Origin of the sequence: Stenotrophomonas humi, assembly GCF_001431415.1 — a bacterium.
GTDB lineage: Bacteria > Pseudomonadota > Gammaproteobacteria > Xanthomonadales > Xanthomonadaceae > Stenotrophomonas > Stenotrophomonas humi.
This window is the reverse complement of record NZ_LDJI01000025.1, coordinates 43298-68118: the sequence shown is the minus strand read 5'-3', so window position 1 is coordinate 68118 and position 24821 is coordinate 43298. Positions and strand designations below refer to the sequence as shown.

At 64.1% G+C, this 24821-nt stretch carries 15 protein-coding genes; 6 read left to right on the top strand and 9 right to left on the bottom strand.

Going from position 1 to position 24821, the window contains the following annotated elements; translation table 11 throughout:
- Window positions 1-137: 137 nt before the first annotated feature.
- From ABB26_RS12990 to bla, 5 genes are all read left to right on the top strand, one after another.
- Window positions 138-1571: a DcaP family trimeric outer membrane transporter gene (locus tag ABB26_RS12990; protein ID WP_057634813.1), complete on the top strand. Its 1434-nt coding sequence runs from the start codon at window positions 138-140 to the stop codon at window positions 1569-1571.
- 152 nt (window positions 1572-1723) lie between these two features.
- On the top strand, window positions 1724-2041 hold the full coding sequence (locus ABB26_RS12985; protein WP_057634811.1) for a DUF485 domain-containing protein: 318 nt from the start codon (window positions 1724-1726) through the stop codon (window positions 2039-2041).
- Window positions 2038-3759, top strand: coding sequence for a cation acetate symporter (locus ABB26_RS12980; protein ID WP_057634809.1), 1722 nt, complete (start codon window positions 2038-2040; stop codon window positions 3757-3759). Before ABB26_RS12985 ends, ABB26_RS12980 begins: the two co-directional genes overlap by 4 nt.
- A 318-nt stretch (window positions 3760-4077) precedes the next feature.
- On the top strand, window positions 4078-6798 hold the full coding sequence (locus ABB26_RS12975) for a TonB-dependent receptor plug domain-containing protein (protein WP_057634808.1): 2721 nt from the start codon (window positions 4078-4080) through the stop codon (window positions 6796-6798).
- Window positions 6799-6869: 71 nt separating this feature from the next.
- On the top strand, window positions 6870-7901 hold the full coding sequence (gene bla, locus ABB26_RS12970) for a class A beta-lactamase (protein ID WP_057634806.1): 1032 nt from the start codon (window positions 6870-6872) through the stop codon (window positions 7899-7901).
- Window positions 7902-7922: 21 nt separating this feature from the next.
- On the opposite strand, the gene ABB26_RS12965 is transcribed toward bla, so the two are convergent.
- On the bottom strand, window positions 7923-9011 hold the full coding sequence (locus ABB26_RS12965) for a helix-turn-helix transcriptional regulator (protein ID WP_057634805.1): 1089 nt from the start codon (window positions 9009-9011) through the stop codon (window positions 7923-7925).
- Between the two features lie 350 nt (window positions 9012-9361).
- On the opposite strand from ABB26_RS12965, the gene ABB26_RS12960 reads away from it, so the two are divergent.
- Window positions 9362-10771: a coniferyl aldehyde dehydrogenase gene (locus ABB26_RS12960; RefSeq protein ID WP_057634952.1), complete on the top strand. Its 1410-nt coding sequence runs from the start codon at window positions 9362-9364 to the stop codon at window positions 10769-10771.
- A gap of 234 nt (window positions 10772-11005) precedes the next feature.
- On the opposite strand, the gene ABB26_RS12955 is transcribed toward ABB26_RS12960, so the two are convergent.
- From ABB26_RS12955 to ABB26_RS12920, 8 genes are all read right to left on the bottom strand, one after another.
- Entirely contained in the window at window positions 11006-11968 is a 963-nt protein-coding gene (locus ABB26_RS12955; protein ID WP_057634802.1) for a transaldolase, read from the bottom strand.
- A gap of 13 nt (window positions 11969-11981) precedes the next feature.
- Window positions 11982-13187 (bottom strand): CaiB/BaiF CoA transferase family protein, encoded by a 1206-nt coding sequence (locus ABB26_RS12950; protein WP_057634800.1) that lies wholly within the window; start codon window positions 13185-13187, stop codon window positions 11982-11984.
- Between the two features lie 213 nt (window positions 13188-13400).
- The gene (locus ABB26_RS12945; RefSeq protein WP_083490825.1) at window positions 13401-15260 is read right to left on the bottom strand and encodes a glycoside hydrolase family 127 protein; all 1860 of its coding nucleotides are present in this window, start codon (window positions 15258-15260) and stop codon (window positions 13401-13403) included.
- Window positions 15257-17446, bottom strand: coding sequence for a formylglycine-generating enzyme family protein (locus tag ABB26_RS12940; RefSeq protein ID WP_083490833.1), 2190 nt, complete (start codon window positions 17444-17446; stop codon window positions 15257-15259). Before ABB26_RS12940 ends, ABB26_RS12945 begins: the two co-directional genes overlap by 4 nt.
- Before the next feature lie 39 nt (window positions 17447-17485).
- A complete protein-coding gene (locus ABB26_RS12935; RefSeq protein ID WP_057634798.1) occupies window positions 17486-18427 on the bottom strand; it encodes a ribokinase in 942 nt (313 codons plus the stop codon).
- Entirely contained in the window at window positions 18424-19680 is a 1257-nt protein-coding gene (locus ABB26_RS12930; protein ID WP_161809051.1) for a serine hydrolase domain-containing protein, read from the bottom strand. Before ABB26_RS12930 ends, ABB26_RS12935 begins: the two co-directional genes overlap by 4 nt.
- Before the next feature lie 20 nt (window positions 19681-19700).
- Window positions 19701-21959, bottom strand: a complete 2259-nt coding sequence (locus tag ABB26_RS12925; RefSeq protein ID WP_057634794.1) for a TonB-dependent receptor — start codon at window positions 21957-21959, stop codon at window positions 19701-19703.
- A 315-nt stretch (window positions 21960-22274) separates the two neighbouring features.
- Window positions 22275-24455 (bottom strand): TonB-dependent receptor, encoded by a 2181-nt coding sequence (locus tag ABB26_RS12920; protein WP_057634793.1) that lies wholly within the window; start codon window positions 24453-24455, stop codon window positions 22275-22277.
- Window positions 24456-24821 lie beyond the last annotated feature (366 nt).

Below are 24821 nucleotides of genomic sequence, written 5' to 3'. Positions count from 1 at the left end.
CCTCGTTAGACGATGGTCGAATGCGCCGCTACTTACGACTAATGGCGAATAGCCGCCTGCCATCAGCGCCGCGCACCCTGCCGAGCAAGGTGCCGCTGCTGCGGTTCACAACGCCGGTCGGGAGAGAGGCTGATCCAATGAGTACACATCTTTTGAAAACGGCCCGTCGGCCGCTGGCTGCCGCGGTATTCGTGGCGCTGCTGGTACCCGGCATGGCCTTTGCGCAGACCGCCAAAGAGCGGGCACTTGAGTCACGCGTGGCTGAACTGGAGCGGCAGGTGCAGTTGCTGCTGTCGGCCCAGCAGCAACAGCAGGGCGTGATCACCCAGACCCAGAATGACGTGGTGCAGGTGCGTGCGGCGCAGGCCGAACGCCCGGCCGTGGCCGCGGTACCGGCCGGCAAGCAGCCGATCCAGGTCACCAGCATCACGCCGGGGTCGACCCCGGGGACCACCTTCAAGTTTGGTGGCTTCATCAAGGCCGATTTCCTGGCCACGCGCACTGGCGATGGCCAGCTGGCCGACGATGCAACCGGCCGCTCGCTGTACCTGCCGGGGCAGACGCCGGTGGCCGGTGCGGGTGGTACCGGCAAGGCCTCGGATGTGGACTACAACGCACACGCCAAGTTCTCGCGCTTCAACCTGGGCGTGGACCACGTGGCCGAAAACGGCGACAAGGCCGGCGCCCTGGTCGAGATGGATTTCTTCGGCAATTCGCTGGGCAACCAGACCGCCACCAATACCTACGGCGTCACCCTGCGTCACGCCTACATGTACTGGAACAAATGGCTGGCCGGCCAGACCTGGTCCAACTTCATGGACGCCGGTGCGATCCCGGAAGCGGTCGACTTCGTCGGCCCGACCGATGGCGTGCTGTTCGTGCGGCAGGCGCAGATCCGCTACACCAGCGGCGGGCTGAGCGTTGCCCTGGAAAACCCGGAAACCACCAGCCTCACCGGCACCTTCAACCCGGTGACCGGCAAGTGGAACGTGCCGGCCGTGGCCAACTCCGATCGCGGTTCGCTGCCGGACCTGACCGTGCGTTACGGCTGGAAGGGTGACTGGGGCACGTTTGGTGTCGCCGGCTTGGTGCGCCAGCTGAAACTGGACAACCAGCTCACCGGTGCCGATGCCAGCAAGGTGGCCGGCGGCGTCACCCTGGGCGGCAAGTGGGTGATGGGTGACAGCGACAGCCTGCACTACCAGTTGACCGGTGGCGAAGGCATTTCGCGCTACATCGGCCTGGGCATCACCGCAGACAGTGGTTACGACGCCATCCGCGATGAAATCGATCCGACCGGTGTGGTCGCCGCCTATGTTGGCTGGCGTCACGCATTCAGCCCGAAGCTGCGCACCAACCTGATCTATGCCCGCAGCGACTACGACAACAATGCTTCCATCACCGGCGACCTGGTGACCAAGAGCGTGCAGTCCATCCGTGGCAACGTGTTCTATACACCGATGCCCAAGGTCGATATCGGCGCCGAACTGATGTACGGCGAGCGTGAAATCGAAAACGGCAAGAAGGGTGACATCAGCCGCTTGCAGTTCACCACCAAGTACAGCTTCTGACCCATCCGGTGCCGGCGGTGAAGTGCCGCCGGTGCCGCGTCTGAAAACGTAGTACGCCGCATCTCCCTACCCCCACGGGGAGCACTCATGTGACCGTCAAGGCATGTTCCGCATGCCGTGGCGTTCGTATTCCCAACGCCTGGAGAATTCCGATGAATGCTTCCGTCGATCCCCGTGTAGAGCGGATCGCCTCCAACCCGAAATACCAACGACTGCGCAGTACGCGCAACAAGCTGGGTTGGTTCCTGACCATCCTGATGCTGCTGGGGTACTACGGCTATATCGGCCTGATCGCCTTCGACAAGGCCTTCCTGGCCACGCCGATCGGTGCCGGCAAGATCACCACCGTCGGCATTCCGATCGCGTTGGGGCTGATGGTGTTCACCATCCTGATCACCGGCTTCTATGTGCGCCGTGCCAACCGTGAATTCGACAAGTTGACCGAGCAGATCGTGGAGGAAGCACAATGAACCACCCCGTCCTCCGATCGGGCGCTTTGCTCGGTCTGCTGATCGCCAGCGGAGCGGCCATGGCCGCCGGTGGCGACATCGGCCAGACCGTGCGCCAGCCCACCAACTGGACCGCGATCATCATGTTCGCGACGTTCGTGCTGTTCACGCTTGGCATCACCAAGTGGGCCGCCGGACGCACCAAGTCCGCGTCCGACTTCTACACCGCCGGTGGCGGCATCACCGGTTTCCAGAACGGCCTGGCCATCGCCGGTGACTACATGTCGGCGGCCTCGTTCCTCGGCATCACCGCTGCGGTGATGACCAACGGTTACGACGGCCTGATCTACGCGCTGGGCTTCCTGGTGGGTTGGCCGATCCTGACCTTCCTGATGGCCGAGCGCCTGCGCAACCTCGGCCGCTTCACCTTTGCCGACGTCGCCGGCTACCGCTTCCAGCAGAAGCCGATCCGCATGTTCGCCGCCTCCGGCACGCTGGTGGTGGTGCTGTTCTATCTGATCGCGCAAATGGTCGGTGCTGGTGCGTTGATCAAGTTGCTGTTCGGCCTGGACTACTGGATCGCAGTGGCGCTGGTCGGCGTGTTGATGATGGTCTACGTGCTGTTCGGTGGCATGACCGCCACCACCTGGGTGCAGATCATCAAGGCCTGCCTGTTGCTGTCGGGCGTGACCTTCATGGCCGTGATGGTGATGTGGCACTTCAACTTCAGCTTCGAGGCGTTGTTCAGCGAGGCGGTGCGGGTCAAAACCCAGATCGCAGCCAATGGTGGCAAGGGGCCTGAAGAAGCGGCGTTGACAGGGTTGTCGATAATGGGCCCGGGCGGTTTCGTGAAAGACCCGATCTCGGCGATCTCGTTCGGCATGGCACTGATGTTTGGTACCGCCGGCCTGCCGCACATCCTGATGCGCTTCTTCACCGTTCCCGATGCCAAGCAGGCACGCAAGTCGGTGCTTTGGGCGACCACCTGGATCGGCTACTTCTACATCCTGATCTTCATCATCGGCTTTGGTGCGATTGCACTGGTGCTGACCAACCCGGAGTATGCGGACCCGGTCACCGGCACCATCCAGGGCGGCCCGAACATGGCAGCGGTGCTGGTCGGCAAGGCGGTCGGCGGCAACCTGTTCATGGGCTTCATCTCGGCAGTGGCGTTCGCCACCATCCTGGCGGTGGTTGCAGGCCTGACACTGTCCGGTGCCTCGGCGGTGTCGCATGACCTGTATGCCACCGTGTTCAAGAAGGGCAATCCGCCGCCGGGCTCGGAGCTGCGTGTGTCGCGCATGACCACCTTGGCTTTGGGTGTGATCGCGGTGCTGCTGGGTATCGTGTTCGAGAAGCAGAACGTGGCCTTCATGGTGTCGCTGGCCTTCGCCATCGCCGCTTCGGCCAACTTCCCGGTGCTGATCCTGTCGCTGTTGTGGAAGGACTGCACCACGCGCGGCGCGGTGATTGGTGGTTCGCTGGGTCTGGCGTCGTCGCTGATCCTGACCCTGCTGTCGCCGTCGGTGTGGGTGGATACGCTGGGCAATGCCGCCGGCAGTGCGCCGTTCCCGTACACCAGCCCGGCGCTGTTCTCGATGACGATTGCCTTCGTCAGCATCTGGTTCTTCTCGATCACCGACAAGAGCAGGAACGCGCAGGCCGAACGTGCTGCCTATCCGGCACAGCAGGTGCGTGCTGAAACCGGCATTGGTGCCAGCAAGGCATCCGATCATTGATGGCATAGGCTGATTCCGGCCAAAGGGCCGCCTCGAAAGAGGCGGCCCTTTTTCTTTGGGTACCTGGCCGGACCGTAGCTGCTGCGGATGCGAGGGCCTGCGTCGGGGCGCGCTTTTGCTTTCATTTGATACCGCCTCACCACGCATTGCGAGGCTGCGCAGATGGGTGATCCGCCGCCGGCCTTGGGGCGGATTGCCTTGCTATTGGCGACGGCTATGCGGGTTTTCCCCGATGCGGGATCGGAAGTGGCCTTCCTAAGATGCGACAGGGGTCATCAGGTCCGTTGTTTCCACTTCCAGTCTTCTGTGAGGAACCGCATGACGTGTCGTATCGCCAGAACCGCGCTTTCAACGGGCATCGCTCTGACCCTGATGGGAATGACTGCCGCCGCATTCGCACAGACGGCTGCCACGCCAGCCGCCGATGACAAGGACAAGGTGGTGGAGATCGCCAGCGTCAATGTCACGGCCGCCGGCTCGCGCATTGATCGCCCCGGCTTCAACGCACCCACGCCGACGGTGAAGGTCACCCCGGAGGATCTGCAGCTTTCCACGCATACCAATATCGCTGCCGCGCTCAATGACCTGCCGCAGTTCCGTGGCACGGTGTCACCGCAGACCCATACCACCGGTGTGGATGCGGCGCGTGCACCTGTCGATCTGCGTGGACTGGGCACCAGCCGCACGCTGGTGTTGCTGGATGGTCGGCGCTTCTCCAGCGACAACGACCTGGCCAGCATCCCCTCGATCCTGATCAGTGGCGTGGATGTGGTTACCGGCGGTGCATCCGCGGCCTGGGGCTCGGGTGCAGTTGCTGGTGTGGTCAACGTGCAGTTGGACAGCCAGCTGGTCGGCACCAGGATCGATGTGCAAGGCGGCATGTCCTCGCGCTCGGACAACCAGAAGCAGTACATCTCGGCCGCTACCGGCTTCGAGATCGCGCAGGGGCGCGGCCACATCGTCATTGGCGGCGAGGCGCTGAACAACGACGGCATTCTGCCCAAGTCATCGCGGCCGTGGTTGGGCCGCACCGCGCAACTGTCCAATGGCGACGGCACGTTCACGATGAAAGACGACGTCGGTTATGGCAATGCCGCCATCGGCGGCTTGATCACCACCGGCGTGCTGGCCGGGCAGGCCTTCAATCCGGATGGCAGCCTGCGTGCGTTCCCGGGCTATACCGGTGCGTCGCTGATCCAGGGCGGCGAAAGCCCGAACAACGATGACATCAGCTCACTGATGACGCCACAACGCCGCTACATCGTGCTGGGTCGGTTGTCGTGGAACCTCACCAACAACACCAGCCTGACCATGGACGTGCGCCACTCGCGCAGCTGGAACCGTTTCCCGTGGTTCGGCGACCACAACCGTGGCACCGGGCTGAAGATCGGCGTAGACAACGCCTACCTGCCAACGGCAGTGCGCGATGCACTTGTGGCCGCAGGTGAAACCAGCTTTGGTCTGGGCCGCTTCAACAGCGATTTTGCTTTTCCCGATATCGATTACGACCGTCGCACCACCCAGTTCACCTTGGCGCTGGATGGCGTGGTCGGCGACAACTGGCGCTGGAGCGGCTATTACAGCCGCGGTGACAACCAGTCCGACCTGGCCGCGCCGGGCTTCCTGCTGACCAGCAACTACCGCGACGCGGTGGATGCGGTGATCGACCCGGCCACCGGCAAGGCGGTATGCCGGGTGACGCTGACCAATCCCAACTCCGGCTGCGTGCCGATCAACCTGATCGGCCACGGCGCACCATCGGCGGAGGCGGCGGCGTACGTCACCGGCACGCCCAAGCGCATGACCAATACCAAGCTCGACGCGGCCGGGCTGGACCTGCGTGGCGAACCGTTCTCGCTGCCAGCAGGTGAAGTCTCGGTGGCCGTGGGCCTTGAGGCGCGCAAGGAACAGATTGATCAGAAAGTGGGTGCACAGGATCTGACCAAGTCGTTCAGTACCTGGAGCTCCTCGCCGATGGCGGGGAGCTTCCAGGTGCGCGAAGCCTTCGCCGAAGTGGCCGCGCCGCTGCTGCGTGATGTCCCGGGGCTGCGCGACCTGCAGGTCAATGCGGCGGCGCGCTTCAGCGACTACAACAGCTCCGGTGCGATCTGGTCGTGGAAGTACGGCATGACCAATGAATTCTTCGATGGCTTCCGTGGCCGCTTCACCCGTTCGCGCGATATCCGTTCAGCCAATCTGTCGGAGATGTACACCACCAGCACCACCGGCTGGTCGACCATCAGCGATCCGCTGACCGGCACCTCGATCAGCGCGCTGGTGATCGGCGGCGGCAACCCGCTGCTGGACCCGGAGAAGGCCGACACGCTGACCGCCGGCTTCACCTGGGCACCGGCCAGCGTGCCGGGGCTGATCATGTCGGTGGATTACTTCGACATCGAGATCAAGGACGTGATCACCCAGGTGTCGGCACAGGAAACCGTGCTGCGCTGCATCGCCGGCAACCAGGCCATGTGTGGGCGCATCCAGCGCGATGGCAGTGGTGAAATCGAGCGGATCAATTCCAACTACGTCAACCTGGCCGAGTACCGCACCAATGGTGTCGACCTCGACCTGCTCTACAACCTGCCGGCGGCCAAACTATTCCCGGCGATGTCGGGCAACTTCCACACCCGCGTGCTGGCGACGTGGACCGATAATCTCAGCACCTACGATGGCAAGAACACTTTCGAGTATGTGACCTCGCAGGGCCTGACCGGTGGCTCCGGTGTACCACGCTGGCGGGCCAATGCCACCTTCGGCTGGCGCGGTGACCGCTATGGCGCACAGGCGCGGGCGCGTTACATCTCCGCCGGTGTCTACAACAACCAGCTGATGCTGACCAACGGCAACATCCCTTCGTATGTGTACTGGGATGTAGGTGGCAAGGCGCGTTTCCCGCTGTCGGGCGACAACGAGGTTGAGGTCTACGCCGACATCAGCAACCTGTTCGACAAGAAGTCACCACTGGGCGCGGTCGGCTCGCCTTACTACGATGTGGTGGGCCGTTACTTCACGCTGGGTGCGCGCATGCGCTTCTAGGGATGATGGCCGCTGCCCCCAATGATGGGCGGCGGCGTTGCATTTGCGGGCTTTTTGTAGAGGATTCCAGCATGTATCAGCACCAACTTCGTCGTTCCCCATCGCGTCCCCGCCTGCGTGCGCTGTTCGTGGCACCGCTGCTGGCCTGCATGCTGCTGCCGGCAATGGCCGCCACCAAGCCTGCATCCAGCCAGGGCCTGCAGGCCGAAGCGCAACGGCTGTCGGCACTGTTGCCCGGCCAGCTGGGTGCGGCCATCGTCCATCTGGAAAGTGGCCGCAGCGTCTTCCTCAATGCGGACCATCCGTTCCCGATGGCCAGCACCATGAAGGTGCCGGTGGCAGTGCATATCCTCACGCTGGTCGACGAGGGCAAGCTGTCGCTGCAGCAGCAGGTGACGCTCGGCCCCGACGATGTGTATCCGGAAATGGGCGGGCCGATGGACCTGCACCTGAGCGCCGGTTCGGCGATCACCGTGCGCGATCTGCTGCATATGATGATCACGGTCAGCGACAACAACGCCACCGACATCCTGATCCGCCTGGGCGGAGGCACCCACGCGGTGAATGCACGCATGCAGGCGCTGGGCATCAGCGGCATGCGGGTGGACCGCTACATCTGGGAATTGCTGGCCAATTACCGCGGTAATGCTGCCTCGCAGGCCAAACCGATGGGCCCGGCGGCTTATGCCGAGCTTTCGCGCAGTGAGCGCAGCGAGGAGCTGCGTCGCGGCCACACCAATGCCTGGAATGAAGACCCGCGCGACACCAGCAGTGCCCGCGCGATGGCGACCCTGTTGCAGAAAGTCTGGCGTGGCGAGGTGCTGAAGCCAACGTCGACCCAGCTGCTGCAGGAGATCATGCGCGACACCCGCACCGGTGCCGCACGCCTGCGCGGCATGCTGCCCAAGGACACGCCGGTCGCGCACAAGACCGGCACCGTGGGTGACGTGATCAACGACGTCGGCGTGATCACGCTGCCGGGCGGGCGCGGCCATGCCATCGTCACCGTATTCGTGCAGTCACGGGCAAGCAGCGAGGAGCGTGATGCAGCCATCGCACAGCTGGCGCGTGCGGCACACGACTACTTCCTGTTCGTGCCGTGAGCGGCGGTTGTCCGCGATGCTTCAGCAGACGGTGCTGAGCAACCGGACCAGTTGTGCGCGATGGCCGACATCGAGCTTGCGGTAGATCGCGCTGATCTGGCTCTCGATGGTCTTGCGCGAGCGGCTGAGGTGATGGGCGATCTCATCGTTGCGCATCCCATCTACGACCAGCCCGGCCACGCGCTGCTCGGTGGGTGAGAGCTTGGACCACATCGGCCGTGCCGGGGTCGCCGTGGTCGACTGCATCGCTGCCAACCGCAACAGGTACAGCGGTTGCTGGGGATGGGCCAGCAGACGGCCTTCCAGGGTGATGTGCAGCTCCACCTCGGGGCGTCGTGGGTGGCTTACCTGCAGGCCACTGCCGATATCGCGTTTATCGGCGCGGCCGAGCCAGCCACGCAGGGCAGAGGCAATTGCATCGGGAAGGTCGGCGGGTTGGTCGTGACGGCTGAGCCAGTCTGCGTACAGCCGCTGCGCGGCCGGTGACACGCTGATCGGGTGCAGGTCGTGATCAAGAATGATGTCCGGCAGGCTCTGCCGGTCCAGCAATGCCTGGTAGACCGTGCGACGCTCATCCTGCAACGAACGCACGCGCTGCAGGCCGGCGCCCATCAGCTGGTGCAGTTCGCCAAGGAACTGCTGGTGCGCATCGGTGATCTGTTCGTGGCCTTCGTGCATGCGGATGCTCAGCACCGCCTCGGGGCCGTCATCACCCCAGAACGCCATGTGGATGAACTCGCGCCAGCCCGGTGCCGGGTTCTGCGCGCGCAAGCGCTGCCGCGCCTGCGCATCGCTGGAGGCAATCTGCGAGAGCGTGTACCAGTGGACGCGGGGGTTCTGCTGCAGGTAGGGCGCGGCCACGTCCAGGCTGCGCAGCGGCCGTGCATCGCTGCAGGGTGTCTCGCCGAGAAAGTGCAGGCTGCGTTGTGGCTGGTAGCCCCCGGTGATGTCGTACATCAGCGTGCACGAATGGCAGGGCAGGTGCTGGTTGATCAGGTCCACGCAGGCCCGCCACAACGCGTGCATGTCCAGCGCCCGGATCATGTCCACCTTGGCCTGGACCGGGCAGGCATCCGGGTTCAATGCGATGTCATGTTCTCGTCCCAGCATGGTGTTGCCTGCCCCCAAGCGAAAAGCACGGCGACCAACGTCGCAGCCAATCCTGCGTGCCCCGTCACACTTGGCCAGAGGCCGGGCCGCATAGGCTTGAACCCTTCTAGCACCCGCTCCAAGGTGCAGGCAAGCCGGCCCAGGTCCTGCTGCCGGTGGCGCCTGTTGACGTTGCCCGGGGCGGGTGCCTATGTTCGCGGGTGGAAGCACTCCGCCCAGGTGCCTGAGCTGTGGTCCCAAGCCCCTGCCGATCGCGGTGTACAGGGGCAGGTAATCGCACTGTCGCGCGGCTTCCCATCCATCCACCATTGCTGGTGGGACGCATAACGCTCTGGGGGCCGCCTGTGACGATGTCCGAAACGCCAGCAGTGACGCTGGCTGCAACGCTGGATCAATTACGCCAAGCATGGCTGCAGCAACGGCCCGACTACACGCAGCGCCGCGATGATCTTCGTCGGCTGCGCGCGGTGTTCAAGGCGCGCATTCCGCAGATGATCGAGGCGATCGCCGCTGACTTCGGCCACCGTTCGCACCACGAATCCATCATTGCCGACGGCATGACTGTCACTGGTGAGATCGATCATCTGCTCAAGCACCTACGCGGCTGGATGAAGCCCGAGCGGGTCGGTGTGGGTTGGCGGTTCTGGCCGGCACGGGCCCAGGTGCGGGCGGTGCCGGTGGGCGTGGTGGGGGTGATCTCGCCGTGGAACTACCCGGTGAATCTTGCCCTGGTGCCGCTGGCCACGGCGATTGCGGCCGGCAACCATGTGCTGCTGAAGCCGTCGGAACATACACCGGCGACGTCAGCCTTCTTGCAGTCGTTGCTGGCCGAGGTATTTCCGGCCGGGCGGGTGCGGGTGGTGCAGGGCGATGCCGGTGTGGCGTCGGCGTTCTCGGCCTTGCCGTTCGACCACCTGGTATTCACCGGCTCCACCGCGGTGGGGCGCAAGGTGATGGCCGCCGCCGCACAGCACCTGACGCCATTGACGCTGGAACTGGGTGGCAAGTCTCCGGCGGTGGTGGCGGCCGACTACCCCGTTGCCGGTGCGGCTGCGCGGTTGGCAACCGGCAAATGGTTCAACGCCGGGCAGACCTGCATCGCGCCGGATTACGTGCTGATCGACGAAGGTCGCATCGATGCCCTGGTCGATGCGCTGCGCGAGCAGGTGCGGCTGCGCTATGGCGACTTCAGTGACGCCGCCGACTACAGCCGCATCATCAATGACGCGCAGTTCCAGCGGCTGAAGAACTATGTCAGCGATGCACGCGGGCGTGGCCTGCAGGTGATCGAGCTGGCGCAGATTGATGGTGAGCGCTCACGCCGTGAGCGTCTGTTCCCGCCGACCCTGATCCTGCAGCCGGGCGACGATGCCACGGTGATGCAGGAGGAAATCTTCGGGCCGATCCTGCCGATCCGCAGCTACCGGAATCTGGATGACGCCATTGCCACGATCAACGGCCGTGATCGGCCGCTGGCGTTGTATCCCTTCAGCCATGACAAAGCGACGGTGGAGAAGATTGTCGGCCGGACTGTTTCCGGCGGTGTCACCGTCAACGACACGCTGCTGCATTTTGCGATCAACGGTCTGCCGTTTGGCGGCATTGGTGCCAGTGGCATGGGTGCTTATCACGGACGTGCCGGCTTCGATGCGATGAGCAAGCGACTGCCGGTGTTGTGGCAGACCAAGCGCGCAGGCAGTGATCTGCTGCGACCGCCTTATTCGAAGGTGGCGAAGTTCATTGACCTGATTTCGCGGTGAGGTAGAAAAGCCGCAACCAGGCACAAGACGCAGGTTGCGGTGACCCCGGCACGAGGGAGAGGGAGCCGGGTGTCAAAAAACTCTAAAAACCCCGTCCCGCGTGCGGGAGAGGGGTGAGAGTAAGTGCGAAGCCTCCAGCAAGCAGATGCCACCAGGCTTCGCACGAACCCTCATCCGGCCTTCGGTCACCTTCTCCCGGTGGGAGAAGGCAGACGTCAGGCATTGCTTTGGCTGTCAGCCGGCCAACTCGTCCGCAATCCGCTGACGCAGGGTCTGCAGATCCTTGGCAAACGCTTCAATGCCGGTCGCCAGCTTCTCGGTCGCCATCGGATCGGCCGCCATATCCGCGTCGAACCTGGCTTCATCGATCGCAGCAACCGACGTCGCTTCCGCAGCACCGGCCGCCAGCTTGCGCGGCAGTTCGCCGAAGTCGGCATCCAGCTTTTCCAGCAGGTCCGGCGAGATGGTCAGGCGATCACAGCCGGCCAGCGCTTCGATCTGCGCGGTGGAACGGAACGAGGCGCCCATCACCACCGTCGGCGAGCCGCGACGCTTGAACGCGGCGTACACGCCGCGCACGAACTGCACGCCGGGGTCTTCGTCGATGCTGGCCGGGGTCTGGCCGTTGGCGACATACCAATCCAGGATGCGGCCGACGAACGGCGAGATCAGGAACGCGCCGGCTTCCGAGCAGGCCAGCGCCTGGGTCGGGTTGAAGATCAACGTCAGGTTGCAGTCGATGCCTTCGGCCTGCAGCACGCGCGCGGCTTCCACGCCGGCCCAGGTGGCGGCGATCTTGATCAGCACCTTGCTGCGCGGCACGCCGGCCGCTTCATACATGGCGATGAACTCGCGTGCCTTGGCGATGGTGGCGGCGGTGTCGTGCGCCTGGTCGGCGTCGACCTCGGTGGACACGCGGCCGGGTACCAGCTCGGCCAGCATCGTGCCGACACCGACGGTGAGGCGGTCCACCACCACTTTGGCGATGTCCTGCGTGTCGCCACTTTGAGCACGGCCCCACTGCAACTCGCGCTCGATCAGGCCGGCGTACACCGGCAGGTCGAGGGCTTTCTTCACCAACGTCGGGTTGGTGGTGCAGTCCACCGGGCGCAGGCGCTTGATGGCGTCGTAGTCGCCGGTGTCGGCGACGACGACGGACAGTTCGCGCAGCTGGGCGAGTTTGGATGCAGCGGTCATGCGGTTGCTCCGGTCAGGCTTGGGCGTCGTCATCGTTGCCGGCAGCGCCGGTCACGGCGATGACAGCGGCGGTGTCCTGGTCGAACACCGGCGCGGCAAAGGGCTGCGGCCCGGGCGTGCGCCCGAACACGATGGGACGGGTGATGCCGCGGTAGTTGCCCAGCAACGGGTGCGGCAGCGTGGTGATCATTTCCTCGGCCAGCACCTGCGGATGGTCGAACATGTCCTCGACCTTGCGCGCGGCAGCGCACGGCACTTCTTCGCCGAACAGCGTTTCCCACTCCAGCGCGCTGCGCGTGGCAAGTGCGGCATGCAGTTTGGCCAGCAGTTCGTCGGAATGGTCGGCGCGTTTGCGCACGCTGTCATAGCGCGGGTCGGTGGCCAGTTCCGCCAGGCCGGTTTTCTCGCACAGCGCCTGCCAGAAACGCGGCGTGTTGGCCGAAATGTACAGATGGCCGTGCGCGGTGGGATGGATGCCGGTGACGCCACCCGAACGCATGTCACGGCCCACGCCTTCGGGTTCGCCATCGGCCCAGATCATCCGTGCCGACTGCATGGTCAGCGCACTGCGCAGCAGCGACACGCCGACGTACTGACCTTCGCCACTGCGCTCGCGCTCGTACAGTGCCGAGGACACGCCTGCAGCGACCAGCGCGGCGGCGTAATAGTCAACCACCGAGCCGTACAGGATTTCAGGCGCACCGCTGGGCTTGCCCTGCATCGCGCACATGCCGGTCATGGTCTGCAGCACCTGGTCGTAGCCGGCCTTGTCCTTGAGCGGACCGCTGTCGCCGTACCCGGTGACCGCGCAGTACACCAAGCGAGGATTGAGCTTGTGCAGGCTGTCGAAGTCGATGCCAAGACGCGCCGGCACGCTGGGGCGGAAGTTGTGCACCAGCACGTCGGCATCGCGCACCAGGCGCATCAACACCGCACGCTGGTCGGGCTGCTTCAGGTCCAGCACCACGCCGCGCTTGGAGCGGTTCACGCCCAAGAAGGCGCGGCTCTCCGCTTCCAGCGTTGACGGGTACTTGCGCAGGTTGTCGCCAACCGGCGGTTCCACCTTGATGACTTCCGCGCCCTGGTCAGCCAGCAGCGTGCAGCCATATGGGCCGGCGATGTAGGCGCTCAGGTCGAGCACGCGGACACCGCTCAACGGGCCAGCGGCGCCATCGCGGTGGGCGATATCGAAGGGAGAAGGGGTGTGGCTTCCTGACATGACGTGCACTCGATTCCTTGATTGCAGTTTCCTCCCGGTGCGCGGGAAGAAACATATCGTGCGGGTATTTTCAGCGAGGACAAAAACCTTCCGAAGGAGATTCCCGGCCGCGCCTCGTCAGTGGCCCCGAGGCCGGCCCCAGGTGGGGCCAGCTCCGGTCGCACTGCGCTGTGGCAACCTGCAGCGCGAAGCTGGCAGGCGGCCGTGCCGACATCAGGCCTGCGGCGCCAATGACAGCCAGCTCAAACGCCAGGCGCCGTGTTCGCGGCCACCACAGCGGTAATACGGCTCGAACACCAGTGGCGCGCGGCAATCCAGCTGCATCGTCACGGTCGCGCCCTCCCCGAGGTCTTCGCCCACCTGCAACCAGTTCGAGGGATCGCCTGCCGGCAGCTTCACCGTCTCGTCGGTCTTGAAGCCGTCGATCAGCGTGGTGGCATAGACCAGCGGACCGTAGGTGAGGCCGACGTAGTCCCAGTGCAGTACTTCCTGTGCCACCGGTGAGCCATCCGGCGCACGTGACTCCTGCACGTTGATGTTGGCCGCGCGTTGCAGCTGCGGTTGCATCGGCAGCTGCACGCTGACCAGATCACCGGACTGCCATTGCCGCTGCAATTGCACGTAGCCGTCTGCGCCCACCTGCACTGGCACATTCACGCCGTTGACCTGGATGCGCGCATCCTCGGCCCAGGCAGGGATGCGCAGGCCGATGCCGAAGGTGGCGCTGCGTTCGGGCGAAACGCGCAGGCTGACCTGGCCATTGAAGGGATATCGGGTCTGCTGCTGCAGTACCACGTTACCTGCGTCGGCATGCGGCAATGTCGCCTGGCCGGGCCCATACAGATTCACCCGCAGGCCACCGTCGGCGGTCGCGCCATAGGCGATCTGCGGCAGTTCCTCCACCGCCATCGCACCGGAGGATTTGCAACAGCGCCAGTACGTGGTGTGCACGCGCTTGCCGTTGGGGAAGGTGTAGTAGCACCAGTCCTCACCATTGGGCGCCATTGCGGCAAGCAGGTCGTTGTAGGCGGTGCGTTCCAGTTCGTCGGCGTAACGCGCATGGCCGGTGATGGCCAGCAGTTCGCGGTTGAGCTGCATCCACGCCAGTACCGAGCAGGTTTCCACATAGGCCTGCGGGAAGAACGTGCGCGGTGCGTTGAACACTTCGCGCGAACGATGCGCCACGCCACCCCATGGACCACCGCCCAAGGTGAGGTGCTGCTCGCGGATGTTGTTCCACAGGTTGTCGATGGCCAGCTTGTAGTCGGCCTTGCCGGTGGCCTTGTACAGCTTGGCCAGGCCCACCAGATTCCACGACAGCTGATACGCCTTGCCGGTGGCGATGAACGCAGCGTCCTCGCCGTCCAGACCCTTGTCGAGCAGCGCAAGGCGCGGGTTGGCGTTGGCCTGCTGCAGGATCTTTTCAGCCAGCGCGAGATAGCGCGGCTCGCCGGTGACCAAGTACAGGTCGGCGGTCGGGTCCAGCAGCACCGTGGCCGACATGCCGTGGTGGTTGCCCAGCGTGGTGATGTCGATGCCCGATTCCAGCGCCTGCCAGCACAGGTCGGCGATGTCGCGTGCGGCCTGCAGGTAGCGGTCATCACCCAGCGCACGCCAGGTTTCCAGGAAGCCCAGGATCAGGTAGCTGTGCGTCCAGATGTCCCAGGTGCGCAATGCCGGTTCGCCATTCCAGCTTTCGGGTTTTGGCGGCTGCGGCACGGTAAAGCGACGGTCGGCCGCGTAGTTGCCGAGATAGCCGTCCGCGTCCTGCTGGCTGATCAGCCAGTCGGCGACGCGGCGCAGATTGGCTTCCAGTTCCGGCTGGCCGCCCTGGGCGACCGCGCGTGCGGTCGCCGACAGCCACTTGCCGGCATGTTCGCCATACCAGTCGCCTTCCTGGTTCTGCTGCTTGTGCGCCTGGCCGAAGATGCTGATCGACGGGCTGGCTTCATCGACGATGAAGTGGCTCAGGCGTCCGCTGCGGTTGGCATCGAGCATCTGCCCGAACACGCCATCGAGCTGCACCGCTGCCGGCGCGATCAACTGCTGGCCGCAGGCGATGGGCGCACTCATGCCGCATCCACCACGCAACGGAAGCCGAGCATGCCGCTGCGGTCCTTGGCCGGTGCCATCAGCAGGTACTTGCCGTGCTGGTCCAGGCGATACGCCTGCGGGAAATACCAATGCGAGGTCTGCGGCTGGTAGCTGGAGCCACCGCGCAGGATCGCCGCACGGGTGTGCTCGTCGATGAATTCATCGGTCCACTGCCACACGTTGCCGACCAGGTCTTCCACGCCGAACGGGCTGGCGCCCTGCGGATGCGCATCCACATCGGCCGGGGCCAGCACGCGGCGGCCACGGTTCACGCGCGGCACGCGGGTGTCGTCCCAATCGTTGCCCCACGGATAGGTGCGGCCATCGTTGCCCTGTGCGGCGTACTGCCATTCCCATTCGTGCGGCAGACGCTTGCCAGCCCATGCTGCGTAGGCGCGGCAATCTTCCAGCGATACCCATACCACCGGCTTGTTTTCCCAGCCGGCACGCGGCGCGCCATCCAGCCAATGCGCGAGGAAGTTGATGTCATCGGCAGGGTGATAGCCGGTGGCATCGATGAAGGCCTTGAACTGCGCATTGGTGACCGGGAAGCGATCGATGTGGAACGCGTCGATCTGCATCAGCTTGCGGTGATGGCGGCGTGGGCAGTCTTCCCACGGGAACTGCACATCCTGGCCGGCCCAGTTGAAGCCTTCGATCTCGATACCGCCCACCGCGAACACGAACTCGCCGGCGGGGATGCTGACCATGCCTTGTGGCGCCGTTGCCTGCACCGTGGTGGCCGGAATCTCGCGCAGCTGCTGCGGAATCGCCTTCCATGCAGCGGAGTAGCTGTTGAGCGGCTGCTCGGCACGCTTGGCGGCATCGGCCATGAAGGCATCGAAGCCCTCAACCACGACGCCCGGCTGCACGCTCAGTACTGCGCCGAAGCCACGTGCTTCCATCGGCAGTTCAATGACCGCCACGCCGTCGCGGATCGACGGCGACAGTTCAATACCGTGCCACACGTCGTAGTAACGCGTTCCTTCAACATGCGGCAGACCGATCTGCTCACCGTTGACTGCGTACTCGTTGCGGTTGATGAAGGTGTGCAGGCTCAGTCCGTCCACCGGGAACTTGCTGGCGAAGATGCCGCCCTGGTAGCACACCTGGTACGGCTCCCAGTCCATCGACACGACCAGCTGCGGGAACTGGCGGTAGATCGCTGCGATGCGGCGCAGCGTTTCACCATCGCGCGCGGTGAACTGGTTCCAGATGCCCCAGATGTTTTCCCAGGCGTTGTAGCCGATGCCGTTGAAGAAGCAGTACTGCAGGTCGTGGTTGCGGTTGCGGCCCCAGCGGTTCTCGTAGTTGACCATGTGGCGCGGCTCCAGCCACTTCCACTTGGACACCGGCGGCACCGGGCCGTCGGGTGCCTTCTTGCCCCAGCTCTGCACGTTCCAGATCAGCTGCTCTTCGGAGCTGATGGTGGATTCGGGCTGCACCACCACCGGGTTGCCATTGGCATCGCAGGCGTCGAAAAACGCCCGCGGCACGCCGTTGAAGGTGTCACCGTTGATGCCATCGGCGCCGGTGGCCTTGATGATCTCGGCCAGGCCGTCCCAATGGGTGACGCCCGGATCACGGGTGCCGTGGTCCCACGGCTTGGCCGGCAGGAACACGCGCACGCCGCGCTTCTGGAACGCCTGCACCGCGGCCTTCAAACCTTCCAGGCCGCCCGGCAGCGTATGCGCCAGATCGAACTGGTTGCGGTCGTCGATGCCGATGTTCGGGTAGATGTACCAGATCAGTACCGAGTCCAGCCCGCCGAAGCGTGCGGTCAGATCATCCAGGTACTTGTCGACCGTGTACTGCGCGGTGTCCACATCGAAGAAGTAACGGTCCTCGACCATCATCTGCGCGTGCACGAAGTTGCGCTGTGCCCACTGCAGTTCCGGGCGGCGGTAGTTCACGTCGGTGTAGCCGATGCGCACCAGATGTTCGCGGCGCCATTCCTTCAGCTCGGTCAGCCAGTCACCGGCGCTGGCATTGGCATCGATCATCCAGCTGCCGATGTCGGCGAACGGCCAGGCCGGTGCCTTACCCGGGGTGGGCAGGTAACGGCCGGTGGTCACGTGCGAGAACTTGTACTCGGTGTGGATCGCCTCACGTCCGTAGTCGGCGGTTTCGTTGTCGTAATCGGGCGTGGTGTACGGCGTGGTCATGGTATTCATCCAACTAAGAGCAGGGGGAGCAAAAAAGGGTTACAGCGCGCACCAGGCCGCCAGTGCGGCATGGGCGTCGGCACCGGGCAGGCGCGTGGCATCGGCCAGCAGTGCGTTCACTTCGGCGTGGTCGGGAATGCTGGATTGTGCACCCAGCCGCGTGCAGGCCAGGGCCGATGCGGCGCTGGCAGCGAGCAGGGCGCGATCCAGTGCACCACCACGTGCAAGACAGGCGATCAGGGTGCCGCAGAACGTATCGCCAGCGGCCGTGGTGTCCAATGGAGAAATCCTGAAGGCAGGTTGCAGCAGGATGCGCTGATCAACGCGCGCCAGGCAGCCGCGCGCGCCCAGGGTGACGATTACGCAGGGCACGTCCAGTCGCTCCAGGCCGGTGGCAAGATCCGGTGGATTGCCGGCCACCACAGCCAGCTCGCCTTCGTTGACGATCAGCATGTCCAGCTGCGCCAGCAGTTCGGCCGGCAGCTCCTGTGCAGGTGCTGCGTTGAGTGCGACCTTCACACCGGCAGTGCGTGCGGCGCGCGCATAGGCGAGCACGCTGTCCAGCGGTGATTCCAATTGCAGCAGCAGCCATTGCACGCCGCCCAGGGCGGGCAGGTGCTCTGGCTGCAACGCCATGTTGGCACCGGGCGCGACGGTGATTGCGTTCTCGGCATCATCGGACAGGCAGATGAAGGCAGTGCCCGTCGGCAACTGTGCATCACGCACGGTGTGCAGCTGCACGCCAGCATCGATCAGCGAGGTTTCTATGGGTTTGGCGAAATCGTCCGCACCCAGTGCCAGCAACATGCGCGTCTCAGCGCCACCGGCGCGTGCGCAGGCCACGGCCTGGTTCGCCCCCTTGCCCCCGGGGAATGTCTGGAATTCGCGCCCGAGCACGGTTTCACCCGGCGCCGGAACGTGTGCGGCCCGCACCACGAAATCGAGATTGGCCGAGCCGGCGACAAGAACGGTGGAGGTCATGGAATGGCCTGGTAAACGAGGTTGTAGAAACGGGTAGACGGCGAAGCCAGTGCCTTGTCACCACTGGGCAGGTATTGCATCAGCAGGATCGCCACCAGCTTTTCTTTGCGATCGATGGTGAAGTACGTGGAGGCCGCGCCCGACCAACCGAACTGGCCGACACTGCCGAGCTTGCCGCGGTAGGCAGGGTTGGTGACGACATAGCCGCCCAGGCCGAAGCCTTCGCCAGCGCCGTAGCTGGTGATCGCGGGCTCGAAGCCGCCGAGCTGATCGCTCATCATCAGGTCCACGGTCTGGCGTGCCAGCAGTTGCTGTCCGTCGCTGCGGCCATTGGCGAGCAGCATGTTGGCGAACTTCAGATAATCGGCGGCAGTGGAGTACAGGCCACCCGCACCGCTGTCATAACCCTTTAGGCGCGTGCCGGGATGTCGCGCGCTCGGTGTATCGGCCACGCGCAGACTGCCATCATCATTGCTGATGGGCAGTTCGACCACACGGCCACGCTGGGCCGCAGGCACCTCAAAGCCGGTGTCCCGCATTGCCAGCGGGGTGAAGATGCGTTGCTGCAGGAACTGCGCGAACGGCTGGCCGCTGACCACCTCCACCACACGCGCCAACAGGTCGGTATTGCTGCCTTCGTAGTGGAAATGTGTGCCAGGCGCATCGGCCAGTGGCAGCGTGGCCAGGCGGTGTGCGACATCGTTAAGCGATGTGGCGCTGTCAACGTCCGCAGCGGTCAGCAGTTTGGTTGCCACCCGATGGGTATCCGATGCCGCGGCAAAGCCACTGGTGTGGGTAAGCAGGTGGCGCAGGGTAATCGCACGGGGCGTGGCTTCGGTCTGCGGCTGTTGCAGATCGCCGCCGATCACGACCTGGCGATTGGCGAACTCGGGCAGATAGCGCGCTAGCGGATCATCCAGTGACAGCTTGCCTTCTTCCAGCAGCATCAGTACGGCGACCGAGGTCACGGGCTTGGTCATCGAATAGATGCGGAAGATGCTGTCGGCCTGCATCGGTCGGGTGCGGGCGCTGTCGGTGTAACCGTAGTGGCTCTGGAATGCGACATTGCCATCGCGCTCGATGATGACGACCGCGCCCGGGAACTGGCCCGGAGCGGTGCTTGCCTGCAGAAAGCCATCCAGCCGCTGCCAGCGGTCATTGGCGTGCAGCAGCGGTGCGGACAGGCACAGCAGGAGTGCGGCGCCACTGCGCAGCCATCGATGGCTGCGCGGTATTGTGGTGTGTGGTTGCATGGCGGGCACTCCTGCGTTCATCAGCGGAACGTATACGAATAGCTCAGCGACACCACGCGGCCGCGACCGGCCCAGTAGTTCTGCCAGCCATCGCCCTGCGAGCCGCTGAGGATGTAGTACTTGTTGAACAGGTTGTCCACGCCCAACGAGAACGTACCGAAGCGGCCGCTATCGTAGTTCACGCCCAGATCCCACAGCGTGTAGCCGTTGATCTTTTCGTCGTAGTCGTACTCTTCGCCGTCATAGGGCCGTACCGCCGAACTGGTCAGGTGGCGATCACGCAGCATGCTGGTGCCCAGCGTGGCGTCGAGGTTTGGCAGGGCTTTCCACACCAGTGCGACATTGATCTTGTCAGGTGTGGCATCGAAGATGCCCAGCGGCTTCTTCAGCGGGCCAGCATCGTAGCGGCCCTGCGGGTCCGGGCCCCAGAACGAGGTCCAACCACGCAGGTGCGTGTACAGGCCGGTGATCTTGAAGGTGTCGGTGAAGCGGAATTCGCCGCTCAGCTCGATGCCTTTGATGTCGGTCGGTGCGCGGGTCATGATGAAGTCGCTGGTCAGTGGATCCACTTCCAGCGATGCACCGAAGTCCGAGGTGGAGTGGTACCAGCTGCCGCTGAGCGCACCACGGGAACCGCGCCAGTTGAAGCCGATGTCGATGTTGTCGACGATGATCGCTTCCAGGTCGAGGATGCCCGCCACCGTTTGTCCCGGGTAGTTGACGTTGCGCAGCGGGATTCCGATGTCCGGCAAGGTGAAACCCTTGCTGTAGGCGCTGAACAGCGAGAACTCATCGGTGACGCGCCAGATCGCGCCGAAGTTGGGCAGGTTGGCGGTGTAGTCCAGGGTGCCGCCTTCGACGAAGGCGTTGTTGCGGTAGGCGACGGTGGTGTAACTGTCGATATCAAGCTCGCCATTCTCACGGCGCAGGCCGCCACTGACGGTTACCGGTCCGATATCCCATGAAAGCTGTGCGTAAGGCGCCACGCTCTTGTAGTCCATCGGCGGCACCCACACCCGGTCGGTCATCACCAGGCGCTGCTGGGCCACGTCCTGCACGAAGTCCACGCCGGTGTGCAGCTCCAGTCCATCCACGCCGAAGATGCTTGGGCGCGTCCACGAGGTACGCAGGCCCTTCTTGCGTGACTGGATCTCGGACTGGTCGAAGATGCGGTCGGCATCGTCGGCCGGTGCAGGCTTCACCAATTGTCGGTCGGCGCCGTTCTCAGGCAGGAAGCGCATGCCCTGCTTGGCCTGGTAGCCGACCAGGTCAAGCGTGCCGCCGTAAAAGTCGTTGTGGGTGTACTGCAGGCTGTACTGGATGAACTTGTTGAGTGCGTCGCGCTGGCCGTCGATATGGCCCTTGATCGAGGTGTTGGGCACCGGCTTATCGCAGGGCGGCCAGTCGTTGGGGCCTTTGCAGCCGACCAGTTGGATGTAGTCGCCGTTGCCGCCGATGTTGAAGTTGCTGTACGTGGCCTGCAGACGCTGTTCGCCGTCCTGGCCGAAGTTGAAACCGCCCTTCATGTACAGGTTGCGTGACTGCGAGTCGGCCAGCGAACCGCTGGAGTTCATGCCGATGCTGCGGCCCTTGGCATCGTAGGCCATGCCGCGTTCCAGCTGCGAGACGCTGGCCAGGAAGTCGTAGTTGTCCTGCTTGATCGCATGGCTCAGGCCAAGCTTCCAGCCGACGCTGTCGTCGTTGAACTGGGTCTGGTAACGCGCGCTGATCGTGGTCTCGCTGCCTTCGTGCTCGGGCACCTTGGAGATGTAGTTGATCACGCCGCCGGTGGCGCCGATGCCTTCTGCCGCCGAGGGGCCGTTGATGACCTCGATGCGGCCGATCACGCCCATGTCGGTGAAGGTGCCATTGCGGGTGCCTTCGCGCAGCGGAGAACCCTGCGGGATGCTGTCGAACAGGCGCAGCGGAATGCGGCCGCGCAGCGATTCACCTGAATTGGTCATCGCCTGCGAGGATTCGGCATAGCCGGGAATGGTGCGTGCCAGAACCGCGGTGTTGTCTTCGGTAATCACCAAGGACTGCTTGATCTCTTCCGGTGTGATGATCGTTATGGCACCGGGAATCTTGTCCACGGCCTTGGGCGCACGCACGCCGGTGACGATCACACGGTCCAGCTCAGTGGCTTTGTTGTCCTGCGCGCGCTTGGTCGCGCTGCCGGACTCGTTGTCTTTCACTGCATCAACCTGCTGGGCACGCACGCTGCTGCTTACCGCTGCAGCCAGAACCAATACCCCCAACGCTACCGGTACCTTCTTCATGTTGTTTATCTCGCTGTTTTTCTAGAGAAGACGCGCATGAACTGCTGCCGCGGATCGCGGCATTCCGATACTTCTGTTGGCCCGCTGCATCCCTCCCGATGCAGCCCCCTGGCAAAGCCAGCCTAGGGTTGGACAGGGGAGCGTTGAAGGCGGGTGGCGTAGCTTCAGACGTGAGGTTTTGTTGCTTGAAGCAAGCTGCGGTTTTTTCTTGCGACGCAACAAGAAAGGTTTTATTGCTGCGGGCGGGACGAGCCGGCTGCTGCACAAACAAAAACGGCGCCACAGTTGCCTGTGGCGCCGCATGTCACGTCTGGATCAGAACTTGAAGGTGTGCGACAGCGACACCATCCGGCCGCGGCCGGAGAAGTAGTTCTGCCAGCCCGGCAGCTGCGACCAGGTCAACACGTACTGCTTGTCGAACAGGTTCTCGATGCCCAGCGACAGCTGGCCGTAGCGGCCGGTGTCGTAGTTCACGCTGAGGTCCCACAGCGCGTAGCCATAGGTGTTCTCTTCGTTCTCGTAGACATCGCCGTTGGCCGGATTGGTGAAGGTCTCACGCAGATCGCGGTCGAAGGTCTTGCTCACGCCCAGGGTAGCGTTGAGCGTATCCGTTGGGGTCCAGGTGACCGAGGCATTCACCTTGTCCGGCGAGATGTCCAGGATGCCCATTTCCTTCTTCAAGCCCGAACCCGGGAAGTACTGGGTCTGGCCGCGGATGCGCGAGTACAGGAAGGTTGCCTTCCAATGCTCGTTGAAGGTCCATGCGCTGTTGAGCTCGAAGCCTTCGATCTCAACCGGAGCACGGGTGAGGATGAAGTCTTCGGTGACCTTGTCGATGGTCAGCGTGGAGCCGAAGTCCGAGGTCGAGCGGTACACGGAGGCACCGACCTGGCCCTTGGCACCGCGCCAGTTGAAGCCGATTTCCTTGTTCTCGGTGATCAGCGGCTGCAGGTCGGCGATGCAGGACACGGCCTTGCATGGGCTGTTGGCCTGGATGTTGCGCAGCGGGATGCCGACGTTGGCGATGCCGAAGCCTTCGGAGTACGAAGCGAACACCGACCACTCATCGCTGATGCGCCAGATCGCGCCGAAGTTGGGCATGTTGGCCTTGTAGTCCATCTTGCCGCCCTGCACCGGGGTGTGGTCGCGGAAGGCCACGGTGGTGTAGCTGTCGATTTCCAGCTCGCCGTCTTCGCGGCGGATGCCGGCATCCAGCGTCACCGGGCCGATGTCCCAGCTCAGCTGCGCATACGGCGCGATGCTGGTGTACTTCATCGGCGGCACCCACAGGCGGTTGGTCAGTGCCAGGCGCTGTTCGGCGGTGTCTTCCACCAGGTCCAGGCCGGCGCGCAGGCGCAGGCCTTCCACCTTGAACAGGTCACCATAGGCGTAACCGAAGCGCAGGCCCTTCTTCTCGCTGTTGATTTCCGACTGGTCCCAGATGCGCTCGGCTTCCGGCGGTGCCGGCTTGACCAGCTGGCGATCCGCGCCGTTCTCGGGCACGTAGCGCATGGCCTGCTCGGCCCAGTACGCATCCACGCTCAGGTCGCCGCCGAAGAAATCGGCGTTGGTGTACTTCACCGCGAACTGTTCGAAATCGTTGAACTCGGCCAGCGAGCCGGCGATGGAGCCCTTCTCGGCGGTGTTGGTGCTCGGCTTCGGGCATTCGACCGGATCGAAGCGGCAACCTTCCACCGGAATGTAGTTGTGCTTGCCGCCGATATGGAAGTTGCTGTAGCTGGCCTGGATGCGCTGCATCTGGCCTTCACCGAAGTTGTAGCCACCCTTCACGAACAGGTTCTTGCTGTACGAATCGGACAGCGAGCCGGAGGTGTTCAGGCCGACGCGACGGCCGTCGCCGTCGTAGGCAACGCCACGGTCGATGTAGGCGCCGCTGATCAGGAAGTCGGCGGCATCATCCTTGTAGGTGTGCATCACGCCGATCTTGGACTGTGCGCTGTCGTCCTTGAACTGGGTGCCGTAGCGGGTGGAGATGGTGGTCTGGTGACCATCCACTTCCGGGTTCTTGGAGAGATAGTTGATCACGCCACCGGCGCCGCCGATGCCTTCGGCCGCCGACGGGCCGTTGATGACTTCAATGCGGCCAATCACGCCCATGTCGGTGAAGGTGCCGTTGCGGTTGCCTTCGCGCAGCGGGGAGCCCTGCGGCACGCCGTCGAACAGGCGCAGCGCGATGCGGCCACGCAGGGTCTCACCGGAGTTGCTCATCGCCTGCGAGGATTCGGAATAACCCGGCACCATGCGTGCGAGCACGGCAGTGGCATCTTCGGTCAGGTTCAAGGTGCGCTGCACCTGCTCGGCGGTCACCAGGGTGACGGCGCCGGGTACCTTCTCGATGGCCACCGGGGTACGGGTGCCGGTGACGATGACCTGGTCCAGGTTCACCGCTTGGTCGTTCTTGTCCTGCGCGAAAGCCGGGCTCATCACGCTGGCGAGCAGCGCGGCGCTGATGGCAGCCGAAAGTGGCTTGATCATGTAGTTCTCTCCCCCCAGATATGAAAGTACGGCGAAGCGGGCTGGGGAGCCGACTGCACCAGATAGCGATGGGGACTGACGCCCCTTTGATCCAACCGTTTGGTCGCGCGTGGGGCTGCCAAGGCAGACCCGCCGCGTGGCGCCGGCATTGGGCGTGAGACTAGGCGCCGCTTCCCGGTGATAGAAGCGCGGTTCTGTATGTTCATTGCCTAGGGTTTGTTGCGATTGAATGACGCCGGTATTCCGCCCTCCGGAAGAACACAGCCGGGCTCCGCGATAGTGCTGCGGGCAAGCACTTTGCCGAATCTGGTGCTACGCGGCAGGGCTTTGTCGGTGCGGATGAAATCCTCGTCGTCCGGGCAACTC